At 61.5% G+C, this 16,317-nt stretch carries 15 protein-coding genes; 10 read left to right on the top strand and 5 right to left on the bottom strand.

Annotated features, from left to right (window positions below; translation table 11 throughout):
• Positions 1-6 precede the first annotated feature (6 nt).
• Positions 7-2,400, top strand: a complete 2,394-nt coding sequence (locus AC1RBR_RS00075; RefSeq protein WP_492562413.1) for a fimbria/pilus outer membrane usher protein — start codon at positions 7-9, stop codon at positions 2,398-2,400.
• On the top strand, positions 2,397-2,936 hold the full coding sequence (locus AC1RBR_RS00070) for a DUF1120 domain-containing protein (RefSeq protein ID WP_492562412.1): 540 nt from the start codon (positions 2,397-2,399) through the stop codon (positions 2,934-2,936). Before AC1RBR_RS00075 ends, AC1RBR_RS00070 begins: the two co-directional genes overlap by 4 nt.
• On the opposite strand, the gene AC1RBR_RS00065 is transcribed toward AC1RBR_RS00070, so the two are convergent.
• Positions 2,937-4,355: an aminotransferase-like domain-containing protein gene (locus AC1RBR_RS00065; RefSeq protein WP_115985829.1), complete on the bottom strand. Its 1,419-nt coding sequence runs from the start codon at positions 4,353-4,355 to the stop codon at positions 2,937-2,939.
• Between the two features lie 179 nt (positions 4,356-4,534).
• Between AC1RBR_RS00065 and AC1RBR_RS00060 the strand changes: the two genes are divergently transcribed.
• A complete protein-coding gene (locus tag AC1RBR_RS00060) occupies positions 4,535-4,780 on the top strand; it encodes a DUF1127 domain-containing protein (RefSeq protein ID WP_115985830.1) in 246 nt (81 codons plus the stop codon).
• 133 nt (positions 4,781-4,913) lie between these two features.
• Here AC1RBR_RS00060 and AC1RBR_RS00055 read toward each other — a convergent pair whose 3' ends face one another.
• Positions 4,914-6,224, bottom strand: a complete 1,311-nt coding sequence (locus AC1RBR_RS00055) for an NAD(P)/FAD-dependent oxidoreductase (protein WP_492562410.1) — start codon at positions 6,222-6,224, stop codon at positions 4,914-4,916.
• Between the two features lie 147 nt (positions 6,225-6,371).
• Here AC1RBR_RS00055 and AC1RBR_RS00050 point away from each other — a divergent pair, with 147 nt between their 5' ends.
• Positions 6,372-6,725, top strand: coding sequence for a YkgJ family cysteine cluster protein (locus AC1RBR_RS00050; RefSeq protein ID WP_492562408.1), 354 nt, complete (start codon positions 6,372-6,374; stop codon positions 6,723-6,725).
• 88 nt (positions 6,726-6,813) lie between these two features.
• Here AC1RBR_RS00050 and AC1RBR_RS00045 read toward each other — a convergent pair whose 3' ends face one another.
• Positions 6,814-7,302 (bottom strand): Lrp/AsnC ligand binding domain-containing protein, encoded by a 489-nt coding sequence (locus AC1RBR_RS00045; RefSeq protein WP_003177284.1) that lies wholly within the window; start codon positions 7,300-7,302, stop codon positions 6,814-6,816.
• A gap of 156 nt (positions 7,303-7,458) precedes the next feature.
• Here AC1RBR_RS00045 and dadA point away from each other — a divergent pair, with 156 nt between their 5' ends.
• The 6 genes from dadA (at position 7,459) to AC1RBR_RS00015 (ending at position 13,550) form a co-directional block, all read left to right on the top strand.
• A complete protein-coding gene (gene dadA / locus AC1RBR_RS00040) occupies positions 7,459-8,763 on the top strand; it encodes a D-amino acid dehydrogenase (RefSeq protein ID WP_492562406.1) in 1,305 nt (434 codons plus the stop codon).
• Positions 8,735-9,088, top strand: a complete 354-nt coding sequence (locus tag AC1RBR_RS00035) for a RidA family protein (RefSeq protein ID WP_204894034.1) — start codon at positions 8,735-8,737, stop codon at positions 9,086-9,088. Before dadA ends, AC1RBR_RS00035 begins: the two co-directional genes overlap by 29 nt.
• A 94-nt stretch (positions 9,089-9,182) precedes the next feature.
• A complete protein-coding gene (gene alr / locus AC1RBR_RS00030; RefSeq protein WP_492562404.1) occupies positions 9,183-10,256 on the top strand; it encodes an alanine racemase in 1,074 nt (357 codons plus the stop codon).
• A gap of 88 nt (positions 10,257-10,344) precedes the next feature.
• A complete protein-coding gene (locus tag AC1RBR_RS00025; RefSeq protein WP_007920393.1) occupies positions 10,345-10,893 on the top strand; it encodes a cupin domain-containing protein in 549 nt (182 codons plus the stop codon).
• A 182-nt stretch (positions 10,894-11,075) separates the two neighbouring features.
• Positions 11,076-11,492 carry a c-type cytochrome gene (locus AC1RBR_RS00020; protein ID WP_085606091.1) on the top strand — a complete coding sequence of 139 codons (417 nt, stop codon included), beginning with the start codon at positions 11,076-11,078 and terminating at the stop codon, positions 11,490-11,492.
• Positions 11,493-11,627: 135 nt separating this feature from the next.
• A complete protein-coding gene (locus AC1RBR_RS00015) occupies positions 11,628-13,550 on the top strand; it encodes an acetyl-CoA hydrolase/transferase C-terminal domain-containing protein (RefSeq protein ID WP_492562402.1) in 1,923 nt (640 codons plus the stop codon).
• 129 nt (positions 13,551-13,679) lie between these two features.
• Here the strand turns inward: AC1RBR_RS00015 and AC1RBR_RS00010 are convergent, their stop codons facing one another.
• Together AC1RBR_RS00010 and rep are read right to left on the bottom strand one after the other, a co-directional pair.
• Positions 13,680-14,252 (bottom strand): xanthine phosphoribosyltransferase, encoded by a 573-nt coding sequence (locus AC1RBR_RS00010; protein ID WP_007962388.1) that lies wholly within the window; start codon positions 14,250-14,252, stop codon positions 13,680-13,682.
• A gap of 55 nt (positions 14,253-14,307) precedes the next feature.
• Complete coding sequence (gene rep / locus AC1RBR_RS00005) at positions 14,308-16,317, bottom strand: DNA helicase Rep (protein ID WP_027610430.1); 2,010 nt, start codon at positions 16,315-16,317, stop codon at positions 14,308-14,310.

Here is a 16,317-nt window from a genome sequence, read left to right as displayed (position 1 = left end):
CTGCTGATGGCGAATGCGATCGGCATGACGATGGCCAGTGAAGGGGTGGAGTTCGATGCGCAGATGCTTCGCGAGCGTGGACTCGACCCCGCACTGGCTGCGTATTTTCGCCAGGCGCCGCGTTTCCCCCAAGGCACATGGCTGGTCGCGCTTGAGGTCAATGGACAGCCACGGGGGCGGGTGTTCGTGCCATTCAATGAAGAAGGTGAGCCGTGCCTGCAACCGGCCTTGCTCAAGGCTGCTGGCGTGCGCTCGCAAGCGGCTTTGACCCGCGCGCAACCGCAGCAGTGCCTGACGCTGGGTGAAGGTCTGCCAGCGGCAACCGTTGCATTGCATCCCGGCAAGGAACAGATCGACCTGCTGCTGCCGACGGACCTGTTGGCGTTGCCGGAATTCCAGCCACGCAGCTTCGCCAATGGCGGAGTGGGCGGCGTGTTCAACTACGATGTTTTGGTCATGGGCAGCCAGCACGAGGGGCAGCGCAGCGATTTTCGCAGACTGGGTTCGGAGTTCGGCCTGAATGCCGGCAACTGGATTTTGCGCAGTCGCCAGTCCTATACGCAATTGCCCGACAGCACGCGTTTCGAGCATCTGTATGCCTACGGCACGCGCACCCTGGAAGCCTACGAAGCCAACGTGCAGATCGGCCAATTGAACCTGCAGTCGCCATTGTTTGCCGGCGAATCGTTCAACGGTGTACAGGTTCTGCCGGAAGGTGCGTTCGCGCAAATGCGCGCAGCACAGGAGGGCGCACGCGGCGAGGTCGAGGGCATTGCCTGGTCGCCATCGCGAATCGAAGTCCGGCAGAACGGCGTGCTGATCTACACCACGCTGGTGCCTGGCGGCCCCTTCACCTTGCGCGCGCTGCCGTTGTTGAGCAACCAGCTCGACCTCGAGGTCAGCGTGCACGAGCAGGAAGGACAAGTGCGGCGCTTTCGCGTCCCGGCAGCCAGCCTGCAGGATCCACAATTCGATCGCGCCGACGGCTTCAACCTGGCGCTTGGCACGGTGCGCCGCCAGGGCTCGGATGATCGTCAGGCGCCTTCGTTTGCCACCCTTGGGCGGGAGTGGAGTCTGTCGCGCGCGCTGCGCATGAGCGGCGGGCTCCTCGGTGGGGCGGACTATCTGTCGGCAGGCTGGGGGCTGCAGCGTCAATGGCCGGGCAATCTGACCACCGGTGTGCGCCAGGTGCTGTCCAGCGATCGAGACACAGGCATTGCAGGTCATGAGGTGCAAATGACCGTCAGTGCCGTGTTGTCGCCGAATCTGTCCACCAGTGTGGTTGCGGTGCGCCGTGGCCAGGGCTTTCGCACCCTGTCAGACACCGGCTGGAGCCAGCAGCAGGGACGGGCCGAAGCCCCCGGGCGCGATCACTGGACATTTTCGCTCAACGGTACTGTCGAGCGCTGGGGGGCATTCGGCATGACCTGGTCGCGCTACACCAGCGTGGACGAGCCACCCAACATGCGCCTGGGATTGTCCTGGTCGCAGACGCTGCCCTCTCGGATCAGCCTGTCGTTGAGTCTGGAGCGGGGGATCGGCGATGCCGACGCGAGGCACCGGGGCACCTCGGTCTATCTGACGGCCGGGATGCCATTGGGCGATCAGCGCAGGGTTCGTAGCTACCTGCGCAGCGATCCGCGATCCGGGATGCGCCGTGGCGTGTCGATGAGTGAAGTGCTCAGTGAAACCCTGGCCTATAGCGCCAGTGCCGAACAGCGTGAAGCCGCGGCGCCATCGCTGGGTTTGCGGGTCAACGCACTGGCGCATTACACCAGTCTGGATCTGGGCCTGAACCAGCGCGCCGGGGCAAGCGAATTCGACCTGGGGCTGCGCGGCGGCATGGCGTTGCATCGCGATGGTGTGACGCTGTCGCCGTATCCACTGCGCGAGACCTTTGCCGTGCTCAAGGCTGGCGACCGTGCGGGTCTGAAGCTGTACACGCCGCAAGGCCCGGTGTGGACGGATGGATTGGGCCGGGCGGTGGCGGCGAGTTTGCCGGCCTATTCCACAGCCCGGCTGGAAGTCGATCCGTTGAGTTTGCCGCGCAACGTCGAGGTGCTCGACGGTTATCAGGAGGTCGAGGCCGGGCGTGGCTCGGTTCAGCATATGGATTTTTCCATCACCCGCGTGCGGCGTGTGCTGTTGAAGGCCAGGACACTTGACCGGCAATGGCTGCCCAGTGGCCTCGCCGTACGGAACGGGCAAGGCGAATACGTGACCACGGTGCTTGAGGCCGGGGCGATCTTTCTGCCGGATATCAAGCCCGGGCAGCCGCTGCGGGTGCAGCTGTCGGATAGCGCGCACTGCGACCTGCAATTCAATCTGGCTGAATCGCCGGACGAGCACGCACTGATCGAGCCCGTCGACGCGCTCTGTCAGCCTTTGAACCTCACATGACCGAGTTATTGCGCATGCATCGATGGATTGTCCTGATCACGCTGGCATCGTTGGCATCGACCTCGGTCAAGGCCGACGTGGCCTGCCAGATGACGCTTACGCCGAGCGCTGTGGACTACGGCGTTTCGACGCGGGCGGAGCTCCTCGCCCGGCCATCGGGCAATGACGGCAGTTTTGGTGTGCGCACTGTTCATCTACGGATTCAATGTCCGGCTGCGCGCGCGATCAGGTGGTCCTTTGCTGCGCCGAGCAGCGACGCGCTGCATTTCCGCTGGGCACCGGGACGGTTGCAGTTACGTATTGTGGCGGCGCGTCTGGATGGCGCGCCGGTGCAATGGATGCGCAATGATAGCGAGGCGGGCGCGGCAGGTCTTTTGCAGCCTGGTGATCGCATCACCGCCTGGCGCTCTGGCAGCCTCGTCGCCGGGCGCCATCTGGAGGTGGAGCTGGAAATCGAAGCCCGTGTCAGCGATGCCTCAAGCCGTGTCGCCGACCTTCAGCGATTTGAGGGGCTCGGCACCTTTCAGCTGGAATAATCAGGTTTCAGTCAGCAATTTGATCGCCGCCGCGCCGACCTTGCGCACCGCTTCTTCGATCTGCGGTGTCGGTTTCGCCGCGTAGTTCATCCGCAGACAATTGCGGTACTTGCCCGAGGCGGAAAAGATGCTGCCGACGGCAATCTGTACGCCTTGGTCATGCAGCGCGCGATTCAGCTTCAGCGTATCGAAACCCTCCGGTAATTCGACCCACAGCATAAAGCTGCCTTGCGGACGACTGGCGCGAGTGCCGGCCGGGAAATAGCGCGTCACCCAATCGATCATTACGTCGCGATTGCGCTGGTATTGCGTGCGCATTCTCCGCAAATGCGGTTCGAAGTAGCCACCTTTGAGGAATTCGGCAATGGCAATCTGCGGCTGCGGCGCGGTGGAACCGGTGCTGATGTATTTCATGTGCAGCACGCGTTCCAGATACCGTCCCGGCGCAACCCAGCCGATGCGCAGCCCCGGCGCCAGGGTCTTGGAAAACGAACTGCACAGCAGCACGCGACCGTCCTCGTCGAAGGACTTGATCGTGCGAGGACGCGGGTAGGTGTAGGCCAGTTCGCCATATACATCGTCCTCGATGATCGCCACGTCGAAACGCTGCGCCAGCGTCAACAACGCGCGTTTGCGCGACTCCGGCATGATGTAGCCGAGCGGGTTGTTGCAGTTGGGGGTGATCTGGATGACCTTGATCGGCCATTGCTCCAGCGCCAGTTCCAGCGCTTCGAGGCTGATGCCGGTCAGCGGATCGGTGGGGATCTCCAGAGCTTTCATGCCCAGCCCTTTGAGGGTTTGCATGGCGCCGTGAAAGCTTGGCGAATCCACCGCGACGATATCGCCCGGCTCGCAAATGGCGTGGATGCTGGTGGACAGTGCTTCGTGGCAACCGGTGGTGATCACCAGGTCGCTGGCGCTCAACTGACAGCCGGAATCGAGCATCAGCCGGGCGATTTGCTCGCGAAGTTCAAGGGTGCCGTGGATGTTGTCGTAATACAGACCGGGCATGTCCTGGCGGCGGCTGATCCGCGCCAGTCCGCGCAGCAGCGGTTTCATGGTGGGCGTGGTCACGTCGGGCATGCCGCGACCCAGTTGCACCACGTCCTTGCGCGGCACCGCGCGAATCAGCTCCAGCACCTGATCCCACTGCGAAATCTCCACCGGCCGCTGCGCCGGGCGCCCGACTGCGGGCAGCTCCGGCAGCTCGCGGCCCACCGGCACGAAGTAGCCCGACTTGGGTTTCGGCGTGGCCAGACCGCTGTCTTCGAGCATGCGATAGGCCTGCTGCACCGTGCTCAGGCTGACCCCGTGTTCTACGCTCAAGGCGCGCACCGAAGGCAGGCGATCGCCAGGACGGTAGAAGCCTTGTTCGATGCGGGTACCGAGCAGCTCGGCGAGGTTCACATACAGGGTCATGGCACTGCCTCGATGCAGGTGATTCGTTAAACCAGTACAGATGCAGCAAAAATCGGTGATTCAGACGCAGAAATGGCAAATCTGTATGGAATTAATACAGATGTGTTGAATCTGTAATGCTTTTGCCGACCCGCGCATCATGGAATCTCTGGCTACCCAAGTAAACAGGAGCGACAAAAATGAACGGCTTGAGCGATGTGCGGCTGACGTTACACAGTCAGGAACTGGCGGCAGGGCAGGAGGACAGTGCATGGAACAGCGCCATGCGCAACGCGCCATCCGGCCTGAGTCGCTGGGGCCTGTTCTGGCATCGTCTGCACACGCGCAAGGCGTTGCTCAACCTGACGCCGGAGCAGCTCAAAGATATTGGGCTGACCCGGGAGCAGGCGCAGGAGGAGGGGTTGAAACCTTTTTGGCGGATCTGAACGTTTTAGCGCCTGTTTCGGCCCCTTCGCGAGCAAGCCCGCTCCCACATTCGACCGTGTTCTCAAGGTGGAGCGCGGTCACTTGTGGGAGCGGGCTTGCTCGCGAAGGCGTATTCAGGGCCTCAAAAAAACATCAGACCAACTCTTTAAGGCGGTGCCACAACATCCCCAACGCCAGCAGCGGCGAACGCAAATGCTTGCCGCCGGGGAAGGTGATGTGCGGCACCTTGGCGAACAGATCAAAGCCACAGCTGTGCTGCCCGCTGATCGCCTCCGCGAGCAGCTTGCCGGCCAAGTGCGTGGCATTCACCCCGTGCCCGGAATAGGCCTGGGCGTAATACACATTCGGCTGATCCTTGAGCCTGCCGATCTGTGGCAAACGGTTGGCGCCGATGCCGATCATCCCGCCCCATTGATAGTCGATCTTCACGCCTGCCAGTTGCGGAAACACTTCGAGCATCTTCGGCTGCATGTAGGCGCCGATGTCCTTCGGGTCGCGCCCGGAATAATGGCAGGCACCGCCGAACAACAGGCGCCGATCCGCCGAGAGCCGATAGTAGTCCAGCGCCACGCGCTGGTCGCAGACCGCCATGTTTTGCGGCAGCAGGCTGTGCGCCAGTTCTGTGGAAAGCGGTTCGGTCGCGATGATGTAGCTGCCGGCCGGGAGCACTTTGCCGCTGAGTTGCGGATTGAGGTCGTTGAGGTAAGCGTTGCAGCCCAGCACCAGAGTCTTCGCCCGTACCGAGCCTTGAGCTGTGTGGACGCGAACTTCGGGGCCGTAATCGATACGCGTCACCGTCGATTGCTCGAACAGTTGCACGCCCAGTTGCTGTGCGGCAGCGGCTTCGCCCAGCGCCAGATTCAGCGGATGCAGATGCCCGGAACCCATGTCGATCAAACCGCCGACGTAGCGTTTGGAGCCAACCACGGTGTGCATTTCATCAGCTTGCAGCAGACGGGTTTCGTAGCGATAGCCGAGGCTGCGCAGCTCTTCGGCGTCTTCGGCAAAGCCCTCAAGATCGGCCGGTTTGTTGGCGAGGTCGCAGTAGCCCCAGGTCAGATCGCACGGGATCTGGAACCGTTCGACGCGCTGGCGGACGATTTCCACCGCTTCCAGGCCCATCAGTTTCATCTGGCGAACGCCGTCGGTGCCGATGACGTTGGCGAACTGATCGAGGCCATGACCGAGCCCGCGAATCAACTGTCCGCCGTTACGGCCGCTGGCGCCCCAGCCGATCCGGTGCGCTTCCAGCAACACCACGCTGAGGCCGCGCTCGGCCAGTTCCAGCGCGGTGTTCAACCCGGAAAAGCCGCCGCCGACCACACACACGTCTGCGCTCAGCTCGCCCTGCAGCACCGGATAGTCGGGCTGCGGCAGACTGCTGGCGGCGTAATAAGAGGCAACGTGGGGTTGGCTCGCGAAGGTTCGGGCGCGGGCATTCATGGGCATCATCCAACGGCTGGGTGTCGAGAAAATTTGACGGAGCATAAGCCGCACGGCCGAAGACCGGCAACACTGGTCGGCCGTTGCTGTCTGGATCACGGCTTTTGCGGCACAATTGCCGCCTATTTCATGTGGGTTACCGTTTCGATGAGTTGCAACCGCCAGACCATTCGCGACCTGCGTCAGCAGATTCCCTCGTTCGACTGCGTGCCCGGTTGCCACGATTGCTGTGGGCCGGTGACCACTTCGCCGGAAGAGATGTCGCGCCTGCCGCGCAAGACCCGTGCCGAGCAGGATGCGGCGATGGATGAGCTGAACTGTGTGCACCTGGGGCCGGATGGCTGCACGGTGTATGGCGAGCGGCCGCTGATCTGCCGCTTGTTCGGTACCACCAAAACCCTGCCGTGCCCTAACGGACGGGGGCCAGTGGAGCTGATTCATCCGCGGGTGGAAAAGCAGATCTTCGAGTACATGGCTTCGAATCGGCAGGTGCTGGTCTGAAAAGATCGCAGCCTTCGGCAGCTCCTACATGGAAATGCGTTCTCCTGTAGGAGCTGCCGAAGGCTGCGATCTTTTGATCTTCCAAATCTCAGTCTGGAATCGGCAGGCTCAGACTCTCCTTCACCTCTTCCATCACGATATAGCTTTTGGACTCACGCACATGCGGCAGCTTCAACAGAATGTCGCCCAGCAGTTTGCGGTACGAGGCCATCTCGGAAATCCGCGCCTTCACCAGATAGTCGAAATCCCCTGACACCAAATGGCATTCCAGCACGTGCGGCAGTTTCAGCACTGCGCGGCGGAACTCTTCGAACGTGTCGCCGGATTTGTAGTCGAGGCTGATCTCGACGAACACCAGCAGGCTACCCTTCAGATGCTGCGGGTTGAGCCGGGCGTTGTAGCCCATGATGATCCCTTCGCGCTCCAGCCGGCGCACCCGCTCCGTGCACGGTGTGGTGGACAGACCAACCTTCTCCCCGAGTTCGGTAAACGATATGCGCCCGTCCGCCTGCAGGATCCGCAAGATGTTGCGGTCGATCTTGTCCAGCTCACGTTTGGTCTGAGTGTTGGTACGCATAGGGGATGCGCCTCCGTGAAAAGGGTTTTTGCCGAGAATTGTCGCCAAATATAGGCGCTTATATAGTGAAATGCACTGGCCATTCTTTTTTACACTGCGCGCATCATTGCTCTAATAACAGACGTACGCGGCCCCGCCGCGATGAGGGATACAAAAATGCGCGTAATGGTCTTGGGTAGCGGCGTCATCGGTACCGCCAGTGCTTACTATCTGGCTCGTGCCGGGTTTGAAGTGGTGGTGGTCGACCGGCAGCCAGCCGTGGCCATGGAGACCAGTTTCGCCAACGCCGGCCAGGTGTCGCCGGGTTATGCCTCGCCGTGGGCCGCGCCGGGTGTGCCGCTCAAGGCCATCAAGTGGTTGCTGCAGCGCCACGCGCCGCTGGCGATCAAGGCCACCGCCGACATCGACCAGTACCTGTGGATGGCGCAGATGCTGCGCAACTGCACCGCCAGCCGTTACGCGGTGAACAAGGAGCGCATGGTGCGTCTGTCCGAGTACAGCCGCGACTGCCTCGACGAACTGCGCGCCGAAACCGGCATCGCCTACGAAGGCCGCAGCCTCGGCACCACGCAACTGTTCCGCACTCAGGCACAGCTTGATGGTGCCGCCAAAGACATCGCCGTGCTGAAAGAATCCGGCGTGCCGTTTGAAGTCCTCGACCGCGCCGGTATTGCCCGCGTCGAGCCGGCCCTGGCCAATGTTACCGACATCCTCGCCGGTGCTCTGCGTCTGCCGAACGACCAGACGGGCGACTGCCAGATGTTCACTACGCGTCTGGCGGAAATGGCCGTGAAACTCGGGGTGGAATTCCGCTTCGGCCAGGACATTCAGCGCCTCGACTACGCCGGTGACCGCATCAACGGTGTATGGATCGACGGCAAGCTGGAAACCGCCGACCGCTACGTGCTGGCCCTCGGCAGCTACTCGCCGCAACTGCTCAAGCCACTGGGCATCAAGGCCCCGGTGTACCCGCTCAAGGGTTACTCGCTGACCGTGCCGATCACCAACCCGGGCATGGCTCCGACCTCGACCATTCTCGACGAGACCTACAAGGTCGCGATCACCCGTTTCGATAACCGCATCCGCGTCGGCGGCATGGCGGAAATCGCCGGTTTTGACCTGTCGCTGAACCCGCGTCGGCGCGAAACCCTGGAGATGATCGTCAACGACCTTTATCCTCAGGGCGGCAATCTGGCCGAGGCGAGCTTCTGGACCGGTCTGCGTCCGACCACCCCGGACGGCACGCCGATCGTTGGCGCCACGCCGTTCAAGAACTTGTTCCTCAACACCGGTCACGGCACCCTGGGTTGGACCATGGCATGTGGTTCCGGTCGTTTACTGGCCGATCTGATGGCGAAGAAAAAGCCGCAGATCAGCGCCGAAGGTCTCGATATTTCCCGTTACGGCAATAAGCCTCAGGAGTCCGCAAAACATGGCAATCCAGCGCCAGCTCACCAATGAGCGCATGAGTCAGATCGTCACCCACAACGGCACCGTGTATCTGGCCGGGCAGGTCGGCGACGACTTCAACGCCGGGGTTGAGCAGCAGACCCGCGAGGTGCTCGCCAATATCGAGCGCCTGCTCGATCTGGCCGGGACTGACAAGCAGCATCTGCTGTCGGCGACGATCTACCTGAATGACATCGAGGCGCACTTTGCCGGAATGAACTCGGTGTGGGATCAGTGGCTGCCCAAAAGCGCCGCACCGGCCCGCGCCACCGTCGAAGCGAAGATGGCCAAGCCGAGCATCCTGGTCGAGATCTCCATCGTCGCCGCGTTGCCGTAACCGTTTCAAAGATCCCTCTCCCGGCGCTGTTGGCGGTTCACGTCGTCAGTCGGCGCCGGTTTTTATTTCCATGACCGCCTAGAAGTCTGCCGCCATGCGTCCTGCCCGTGCCCTGATCGACCTAGAAGCCCTGCGCCACAACTACCGAATTGCCCGCGAAGTCACCGGCGCCAAGGCGCTGGCGGTGATCAAGGCCGATGCCTACGGTCACGGCGCGGTGCGTTGCGCCCAGGCGCTGGAAGCTGAAGCCGACGGGTTTGCCGTTGCCTGCATCGAAGAAGCGCTGGAGCTGCGCGCGGCCGGCATCAAGGCCCCGGTGTTGTTGCTCGAAGGGATCTTCGAAGCCGATGAACTGGCGCTGATCGTCGAGCATGATTTCTGGACCGTGGTGCATTCACTGTGGCAGCTCGAAGCCATCGAGCAGGCGGCACTGAGCAAACCGATTACCGTATGGCTCAAGCTCGATTCGGGCATGCACCGTGTGGGCCTGCATCCGAAGGACTACGCGGCGGCCTACCAGCGCCTGCTGGCCAGCGGCAAAGTGGCGAAGATCGTGCTGATGAGCCACTTCGCCCGTGCCGATGAGCTGCACGAGCAGAGCAGTGCCGATCAGGTCGCGGTGTTCGAAGCGGCGCGTCAGGGCCTCGCCGCCGAAGTCAGCCTGCGCAACTCGCCGGCTGTACTTGGTTGGCCGCAGATTCACAGCGACTGGGTGCGCCCGGGCATCATGCTCTTCGGCGCCACGCCGTTCGAAGAAGCCAACGCCGTGGCCGAGCGCCTGCAACCGGTGATGACCCTCGAATCGAAAGTCATCTGCGTACGTGAGCTGCCCGTCGGCGAGCCGATCGGCTATGGCGCCAAATTCATCACCGACAAGCCGATGCGCATCGGCGTGGTTGCCATGGGCTATGCCGATGGCTACCCGCGTCATGCCCCGACCGGCACGCCGGTACTGGTTGCCGGCAAACGCAGTCGCCTGCTTGGCCGCGTGTCGATGGACATGCTCTGCATCGACCTCACCGATGTGCCGGAAGCGGACCTCGGTTCGACCGTCGAGCTGTGGGGCAAAAACATTCTCGCCAGCGAAGTGGCGCAGTGGGCGGACACCATTCCGTATCAGATCTTCTGCAACCTGCGTCGCGTGCCAAGGCTCTATTCCGAGGGTTGAGGCCAGCGCGGGGGCCAAGTGTTGTAAATACTGAACGCTGTCGCCATGATAACGCTCAATATTCTTACAACATCAGGAGGCTCCCGCCTTGGACGTCGGTGAACGACTGCAATCGATCCGCAAGCTCAAAGGGCTTTCCCAGCGTGAACTCGCCAAACGTGCGGGCGTCACCAACAGCACCATTTCGATGATCGAAAAGAACAGCGTCAGCCCTTCGATCAGTTCGCTGAGAAAGGTTCTGGGCGGGATTCCCATGTCCATGGTCGAGTTCTTTTCCGAAGAAATCCTGCAGGAAGTCCCGACCCAGATCGTCTACAAGGCCAACGAGCTGATCGACATCTCCGACGGCGCCGTGACCATGAAACTGGTCGGCCGCGCGCACCCGAGCCGGGCCATCGCGTTCCTCAATGAAATCTACCCGCCGGGCGCCGATACTGGCGAAGAAATGCTCACCCATGAAGGCGAGGAAACCGGGATTCTGGTGGAAGGTCGTCTGGAACTGGTGGTGGGGCTGGAAACTTTTATTCTCGAAGCCGGCGACAGCTACTATTTTGAAAGTACCAAGCCGCATCGTTTCCGTAATCCGTTCGACGCGCCTGCGCGACTAATCAGCGCAGCCACGCCGGCGAATTTTTAAACACAGAGGCGCCAAGCCATGACGGCGAAGGCATCCACAGAGTTTTTCCACAGCGCGGTATAACCCCTTCGACTATGGGGTTGTTTCAGTGTGGCGGGCTACCCGCTATACTTGCGCCCGCCTGCGAACCGTGGCCGCAGGCGTGAATAGCCACCATTGAGGGTGAACGCGTGAACCTAATTATGAAAATGCTGGCCGCACCAGCAACCGTACTGGCCCTCTGGGCTGTCAGCGCTCAAGCTGCGACGAATGACGACATTGCCAAACGCCTCGAGCCGGTCGGCCAGGTGTGCGTTCAGGGGCAGGAATGCAAAGGAATGGAAGTTGCTGCCTCCGCTGGCGGCGGTGGTGGGGCGAAGACGCCGGATGAAGTGATTGCAAAACATTGCAATGCTTGCCACGGCACGGGTCTGCTGGGCGCACCAAAAATCGGTGACGCCGCGGCCTGGAAAGAACGCGCCGATCACCAGGGCGGCCTCGACGGCATCCTGGCCAAAGCCATCACCGGCATCAACGCCATGCCGCCAAAAGGCACCTGTGCCGATTGCTCGGACGACGAGTTGAAAGGTGCGATCCAGAAGATGTCCGGCCTGAAATAAGCCGCGCTTCTGACGAAAAAAACCGTCTCCGGACGGTTTTTTTGTGCCTGCGATTCACGGCTTTCGCTGTCCTTTGCAGCAAAGTCGAGGCAAGCTCGGTCTACCTCTATTCACGGAACGGGCGGGAGGCTTCAGATGGTGCAGTTGTGTTCGATCGAACAGGCGGTGGACGACGTGCTCGCACGCTTGCCGGCGCATATCCACATGGGCATGCCGCTGGGTCTGGGCAAACCCAATCACTTCGTCAACGCGCTGTACCGGCGGATCAAGGACTTGCCCGAACGACAACTGACGATGTACACCGCGCTGTGCCTGGGGCGACCGACGCTGGGCGACGGTCTGCAGAAGCGCTTCATTGAACCCTTCGTCGAGCGCGTCTTCGGTGATTACCCCGAATTCGATTTCCTCGCCGACCTGCAGCATGACAGCCTGCCCGCCAACATCCGCATCCAGCAGTTCTTCATGCAGCCCGGCAGCCTGCTCAACAGCGCGCCGGCCCAGCAGGATTACGTCAGCAGCAACTACAGCCATGCCGCCCGTGACATCAACGCGGCCGGCCTGAATCTGGTGGCGCAATTGCTTGCCAGCAGCAGCGAACATCCTGATCGCCTGAGCCTGAGTTGCAACCCGGACATCACCCTCGACCTGTTGCCGATGATCTCCAAACGTCGCGACGCCGGGGAGACCATTCTGCTGGTCGGTCAGGTGCACACCGATCTGCCGTACATGCCCGGCGATGCCGAAGTCGATATCGACACCTTCGACCTGCTGATCGACGCGAAGGACAGCAGTACGCTGTTTTCCACGCCGAACATGCCGGTGGGCTTTCAGGATCACTTCATCGGCTTGCACGCCAGTACGCTGGTGCGCGACGGCGGTACGTTGCAGATCGGCATCGGCTCGATGGGCGATGCACTGACCGCCGCACTGCTTGCGCGGCAGGCAGACAACGCCGGTTACCAAGCCCTGCTTAATGACATCAATCTCAGCCAGTGGGCGCAGTTGATCGAGCGCGAGGGCGGCACTGCGCCGTTCGCCAAAGGCCTGTATGGCTGCAGTGAAATGTTCGTCAACGGTCTGCTGGTACTGGCGGATGCCGGGATCATCCGGCGCAAGGTCTACCCCGACGTGCACACTCAGGAGCAGGCCAACGCGGGCACTCTCGACGAGTCGGCGCAAACCGATGGCATCTCGGTGCACGGCGGCTTCTTCCTCGGTCCGCGCAGTTTCTACGAGCGCCTGCGTGAGTGGCCGCAGAGCAAGCGCCTCGAATTCAACATGACCCGGATCAGCTACATCAACGAGCTGTACGGGCAGGAAGAGCTCAAGCGCTTGCAGCGCCTTGATGCCCGGTTCATCAACACCGTGTTCACCATGACGCTGTTGGGCGCGGGTGTGGCGGATCAACTGGAAGACGGGCGGGTGCTCAGCGGTGTCGGCGGGCAGTACAACTTCGTCGCCCAAGGCCACGCGCTGCACGATGCGCGCTCGATTCTGATCCTGCGCAGCTGGCGCGAGTCCGGCGGCGAGGTCAGTTCGAACATCGTCTGGGAATACGGCCATTGCACGATTCCACGGCACCTGCGCGACATCGTGGTCACCGAGTACGGCATCGCCGATCTGCGTGGCAAGTCGGATGCGGCGGTAATCGAGGCATTGTTGAATATCAGCGATTCACGCTTTCAGCCGGGGCTGATCGAGCAGGCACAGAAGGTCGGCAAACTGCCGAAGGATTTCCGCCTTGATCCGCGATTCGTCGACAACACTCCGCAACGCTTGCAGGCGATTGCCGCGAAGCATCCGAATCTGTTCCCGGAGTATCCGCTGGGCTGTGATTTCACCGCGATCGAGCGCGATCTGCTGCGGGCGCTGAACTGGCTGAAGAGCAAGTTCAAACTGAGCGAGATACTGGAGCTGGGCAAGGCAGCGCTGGATGCGCCGGAGGCTTCGACGTTCCCCGAACACCTTGAACGTATGCAACTGACCCACCCGGAAGGCCTGAAAGAAGACCTGCTCCAACGCCTGCTGCTCACCGGCCTCAAAGCCACCGCGCAGTAACGGCTCACCCCAAAACCAACGGTGGGAGCGGGCTTGCTCGCGAAGGCGGTGTGTCAGTCGAAGAATAGGTCGACTGACACGACGCCTTCGCGAGCAAGCCCGCTCCCACAGGGGAGCTGCGGTGTGGCTTTATTCGATGAAGGTAACGACGCCATCCTTCAGCGATTTCACGCGCGCCAGCGATTCAACGCGGTAGCCCTGCGAATCCAGCTCGGCACGGCCGCCCTGGAACGACTTCTCGATCACGATGCCCAGACCGGCGACGGTGGCGCCAGCCTGTTTGATGATCGAGATCAGCGCCTGCGAAGCCTTACCGTTGGCCAGGAAGTCGTCGATGATCAGCACGCGGTCGCTGCTGGTCAGGTGCCGTGGCGAGATGGCCACGGTGCTTTCGGTCTTCTTGGTGAACGAGTAAACGGTTGCCGACAGCAGGTTTTCGGTCAGGGTCAGGGACTGCTGCTTGCGGGCGAAGATCACCGGCACGCCGAGGTTCAGACCGGTCATGATCGCCGGGGCAATGCCCGAGGCTTCGATGGTGACGATCTTGGTAATGCCTGAGTCCTTGAACAGCGTGGCGAATTCGTCGCCGATCAGCTTCATCAGGGCCGGGTCGATCTGGTGGTTCAGGAAGGCGTCGACTTTCAGGACCTGGTCGGAAAGCACGATGCCTTGTTCGCGGATTTTCTGCTGCAATGCTTCCATGAAGCTGTCCTCGTTCAGCGCTTGTGCGCCCTAAGCTTTAAAAAAGTGGTCAATTCTAGCGCTTTAACATCGCGCGTATATCAGCCAATGCGCTATTGCCGCGCACGGCTTTGACTTCGGTCGGTGTGTCGTCGTTGCCTTCCCACGCCAGGTCGTCCGGCGGCAGCTCATCAAGGAAGCGGCTGGGCGCGCAATCGATGATCTCGCCGTACTGTTTACGCTTGGCGGCGAAGGTGAACGCCAGGGTCTGACGCGCGCGGGTGATGCCCACGTAGGCCAGGCGGCGTTCCTCTTCGATGGTGTCGGCTTCGATGCTGGAGCGGTGCGGGAGGATTTCCTCTTCCATGCCCATGATGAACACGTAAGGGAATTCCAGACCCTTGGACGCATGCAGGGTCATCATCTGCACGCCTTCGGCGCCGTCCTCTTCTTCCTGCTGACGCTCGAGCATGTCGCGCAGGACCAGTTTGCCGATGGCGTCCTCGACGGTCATCTCGCCGTCTTCGTCTTTTTCCAGGGTGTTCTTCAAGGCCTCGATCAGGAACCAGACGTTGCTCATCCGGTAGTCCGCAGCCTTGTCGCTGGAACTGTTGGTGCGCAGCCAGTTCTCGTAGTCGATGTCCATGACCATGCTGCGCAGCGCCGAGATCGGATCTTCGCCGGCACACTGCTCGCGCACCTTGTCCATGAAGCGCTTGAAGCGCGACAGACGATCGGTGAAGCGGCTGTCGAGATGCTCGCCCAGACCGATTTCGTCAGTGGCGGCGTACATCGAGATCTTGCGTTCAGTGGCGTAGTTGCCGAGTTTTTCCAGGGTGGTCGAGCCGATTTCCCGGCGCGGCACGTTGATCACTCGCAGGAAGGCGTTGTCGTCGTCCGGATTGACGATCAGGCGGAAGTAGGCCATCAGGTCCTTCACTTCCTGACGCCCGAAGAAGCTGTTGCCGCCGCTCAGGCGGTACGGCACCTGGTGGTGCTGCAACTTCAGTTCGATCAGCTTGGCCTGATAGTTGCCGCGATAGAGGATCGCGAAATCGCTGTACGGGCGGTCGGTGCGCAAGTGCAGGCTGAGGATTTCCATGGCCACGCGCTCGGCTTCGGCGTCTTCGTTGCGGCAGCGGATCACGCGGATCTCGTCCCCGTGGCCCATCTCACTCCACAGCTGTTTTTCGAATTCGTGCGGATTGTTCGAGATCAGCACGTTGGCGCAGCGCAGGATGCGGCTGGTGGAGCGGTAGTTCTGCTCGAGCATCACCACTTTCAGCGACGGGTAGTCATCCTTGAGCAGCATCAGGTTTTCCGGCCGTGCACCGCGCCAGGCATAGATCGACTGGTCGTCGTCGCCCACCACGGTGAACTGGTTACGCTTGCCGATCAGCATCTTCACCAGCAGGTACTGGCTGGCGTTGGTGTCCTGGTACTCGTCGACCAGCAGGTAGCGCACCTTGTTCTGCCACTTTTCGAGAATGTCGGCGTGCTCTTCGAAGAGCTTTACCGGCAGCAGGATCAGGTCGTCGAAATCCACCGCGTTGAACGCCTTGAGCGTGCGCTGGTAGTGGGTGTAGACAATGGCAGCGGTCTGTTCTTTCGGATTGCGCGCGTTTTCCAGCGCCTGGGCCGGCAGGATCAGGTCGTTTTTCCAGGCGCCGATCATGTTCTTGATCTCGTCGACGCCGTCGTCGCCTGCGTATTCCTTCTGCATGATGTCGGTCATCAGGGCTTTGACGTCGGTCTCGTCGAAGATCGAGAAACCGGGTTTGTAGCCCAGCCGCGCATGCTCCTTGCGGATGATGTTCAGGCCCAGGTTGTGGAAGGTGCAGACCGTCAGGCCGCGACCTTCGCCGGCACGCAGCAGAGTGCCGACCCGCTCCTTCATCTCGCGCGCAGCCTTGTTGGTAAAGGTCATGGCGACGATGTACTGGGCGCGGATGCCACAGTTCTGGATCAGGTGCGCGATTTTGCGGGTGATCACGCTGGTCTTGCCGGAGCCAGCGCCGGCGAGCACCAATAGAGGGCCGCCGACGTAGTTCACGGCTTCTTGCTGCCGGGGATTGAGTCGGGACAT

The organism is Pseudomonas sp. GW823-FHT01D03 (genome assembly GCF_058798255.1).
This window is presented reverse-complemented; position numbering and strand designations above follow the sequence as displayed.

Bases quoted from the DNA above. Each gene is read 5' to 3' on its own strand.
- AC1RBR_RS00020 (WP_085606091.1), top strand. From the start codon at position 11,076: ATGAAAATGCTGGCCGCACCAGCAACCGTACTGGCCCTCTGGGCTGTC.
- AC1RBR_RS00035 (WP_204894034.1), top strand. From the start codon at position 8,735: ATGGCAATCCAGCGCCAGCTCACCAATGAGCGCATGAGTCAGATCGTC.
- AC1RBR_RS00045 (WP_003177284.1), bottom strand. From the start codon at position 7,302: ATGCGTACCAACACTCAGACCAAACGTGAGCTGGACAAGATCGACCGC.
- AC1RBR_RS00010 (WP_007962388.1), bottom strand. From the start codon at position 14,252: ATGGAAGCATTGCAGCAGAAAATCCGCGAACAAGGCATCGTGCTTTCC.
- rep (WP_027610430.1), bottom strand. From the start codon at position 16,317: ATGTCCCGACTCAATCCCCGGCAGCAAGAAGCCGTGAACTACGTCGGC.
- AC1RBR_RS00055 (WP_492562410.1), bottom strand. From the start codon at position 6,224: ATGAATGCCCGCGCCCGAACCTTCGCGAGCCAACCCCACGTTGCCTCT.
- AC1RBR_RS00070 (WP_492562412.1), top strand. From the start codon at position 2,397: ATGACCGAGTTATTGCGCATGCATCGATGGATTGTCCTGATCACGCTG.
- AC1RBR_RS00015 (WP_492562402.1), top strand. From the start codon at position 11,628: ATGGTGCAGTTGTGTTCGATCGAACAGGCGGTGGACGACGTGCTCGCA.
- dadA (WP_492562406.1), top strand. From the start codon at position 7,459: ATGCGCGTAATGGTCTTGGGTAGCGGCGTCATCGGTACCGCCAGTGCT.
- AC1RBR_RS00075 (WP_492562413.1), top strand. From the start codon at position 7: ATGGCGAATGCGATCGGCATGACGATGGCCAGTGAAGGGGTGGAGTTC.
- alr (WP_492562404.1), top strand. From the start codon at position 9,183: ATGCGTCCTGCCCGTGCCCTGATCGACCTAGAAGCCCTGCGCCACAAC.
- AC1RBR_RS00065 (WP_115985829.1), bottom strand. From the start codon at position 4,355: ATGACCCTGTATGTGAACCTCGCCGAGCTGCTCGGTACCCGCATCGAA.
- AC1RBR_RS00060 (WP_115985830.1), top strand. From the start codon at position 4,535: ATGAACGGCTTGAGCGATGTGCGGCTGACGTTACACAGTCAGGAACTG.
- AC1RBR_RS00050 (WP_492562408.1), top strand. From the start codon at position 6,372: ATGAGTTGCAACCGCCAGACCATTCGCGACCTGCGTCAGCAGATTCCC.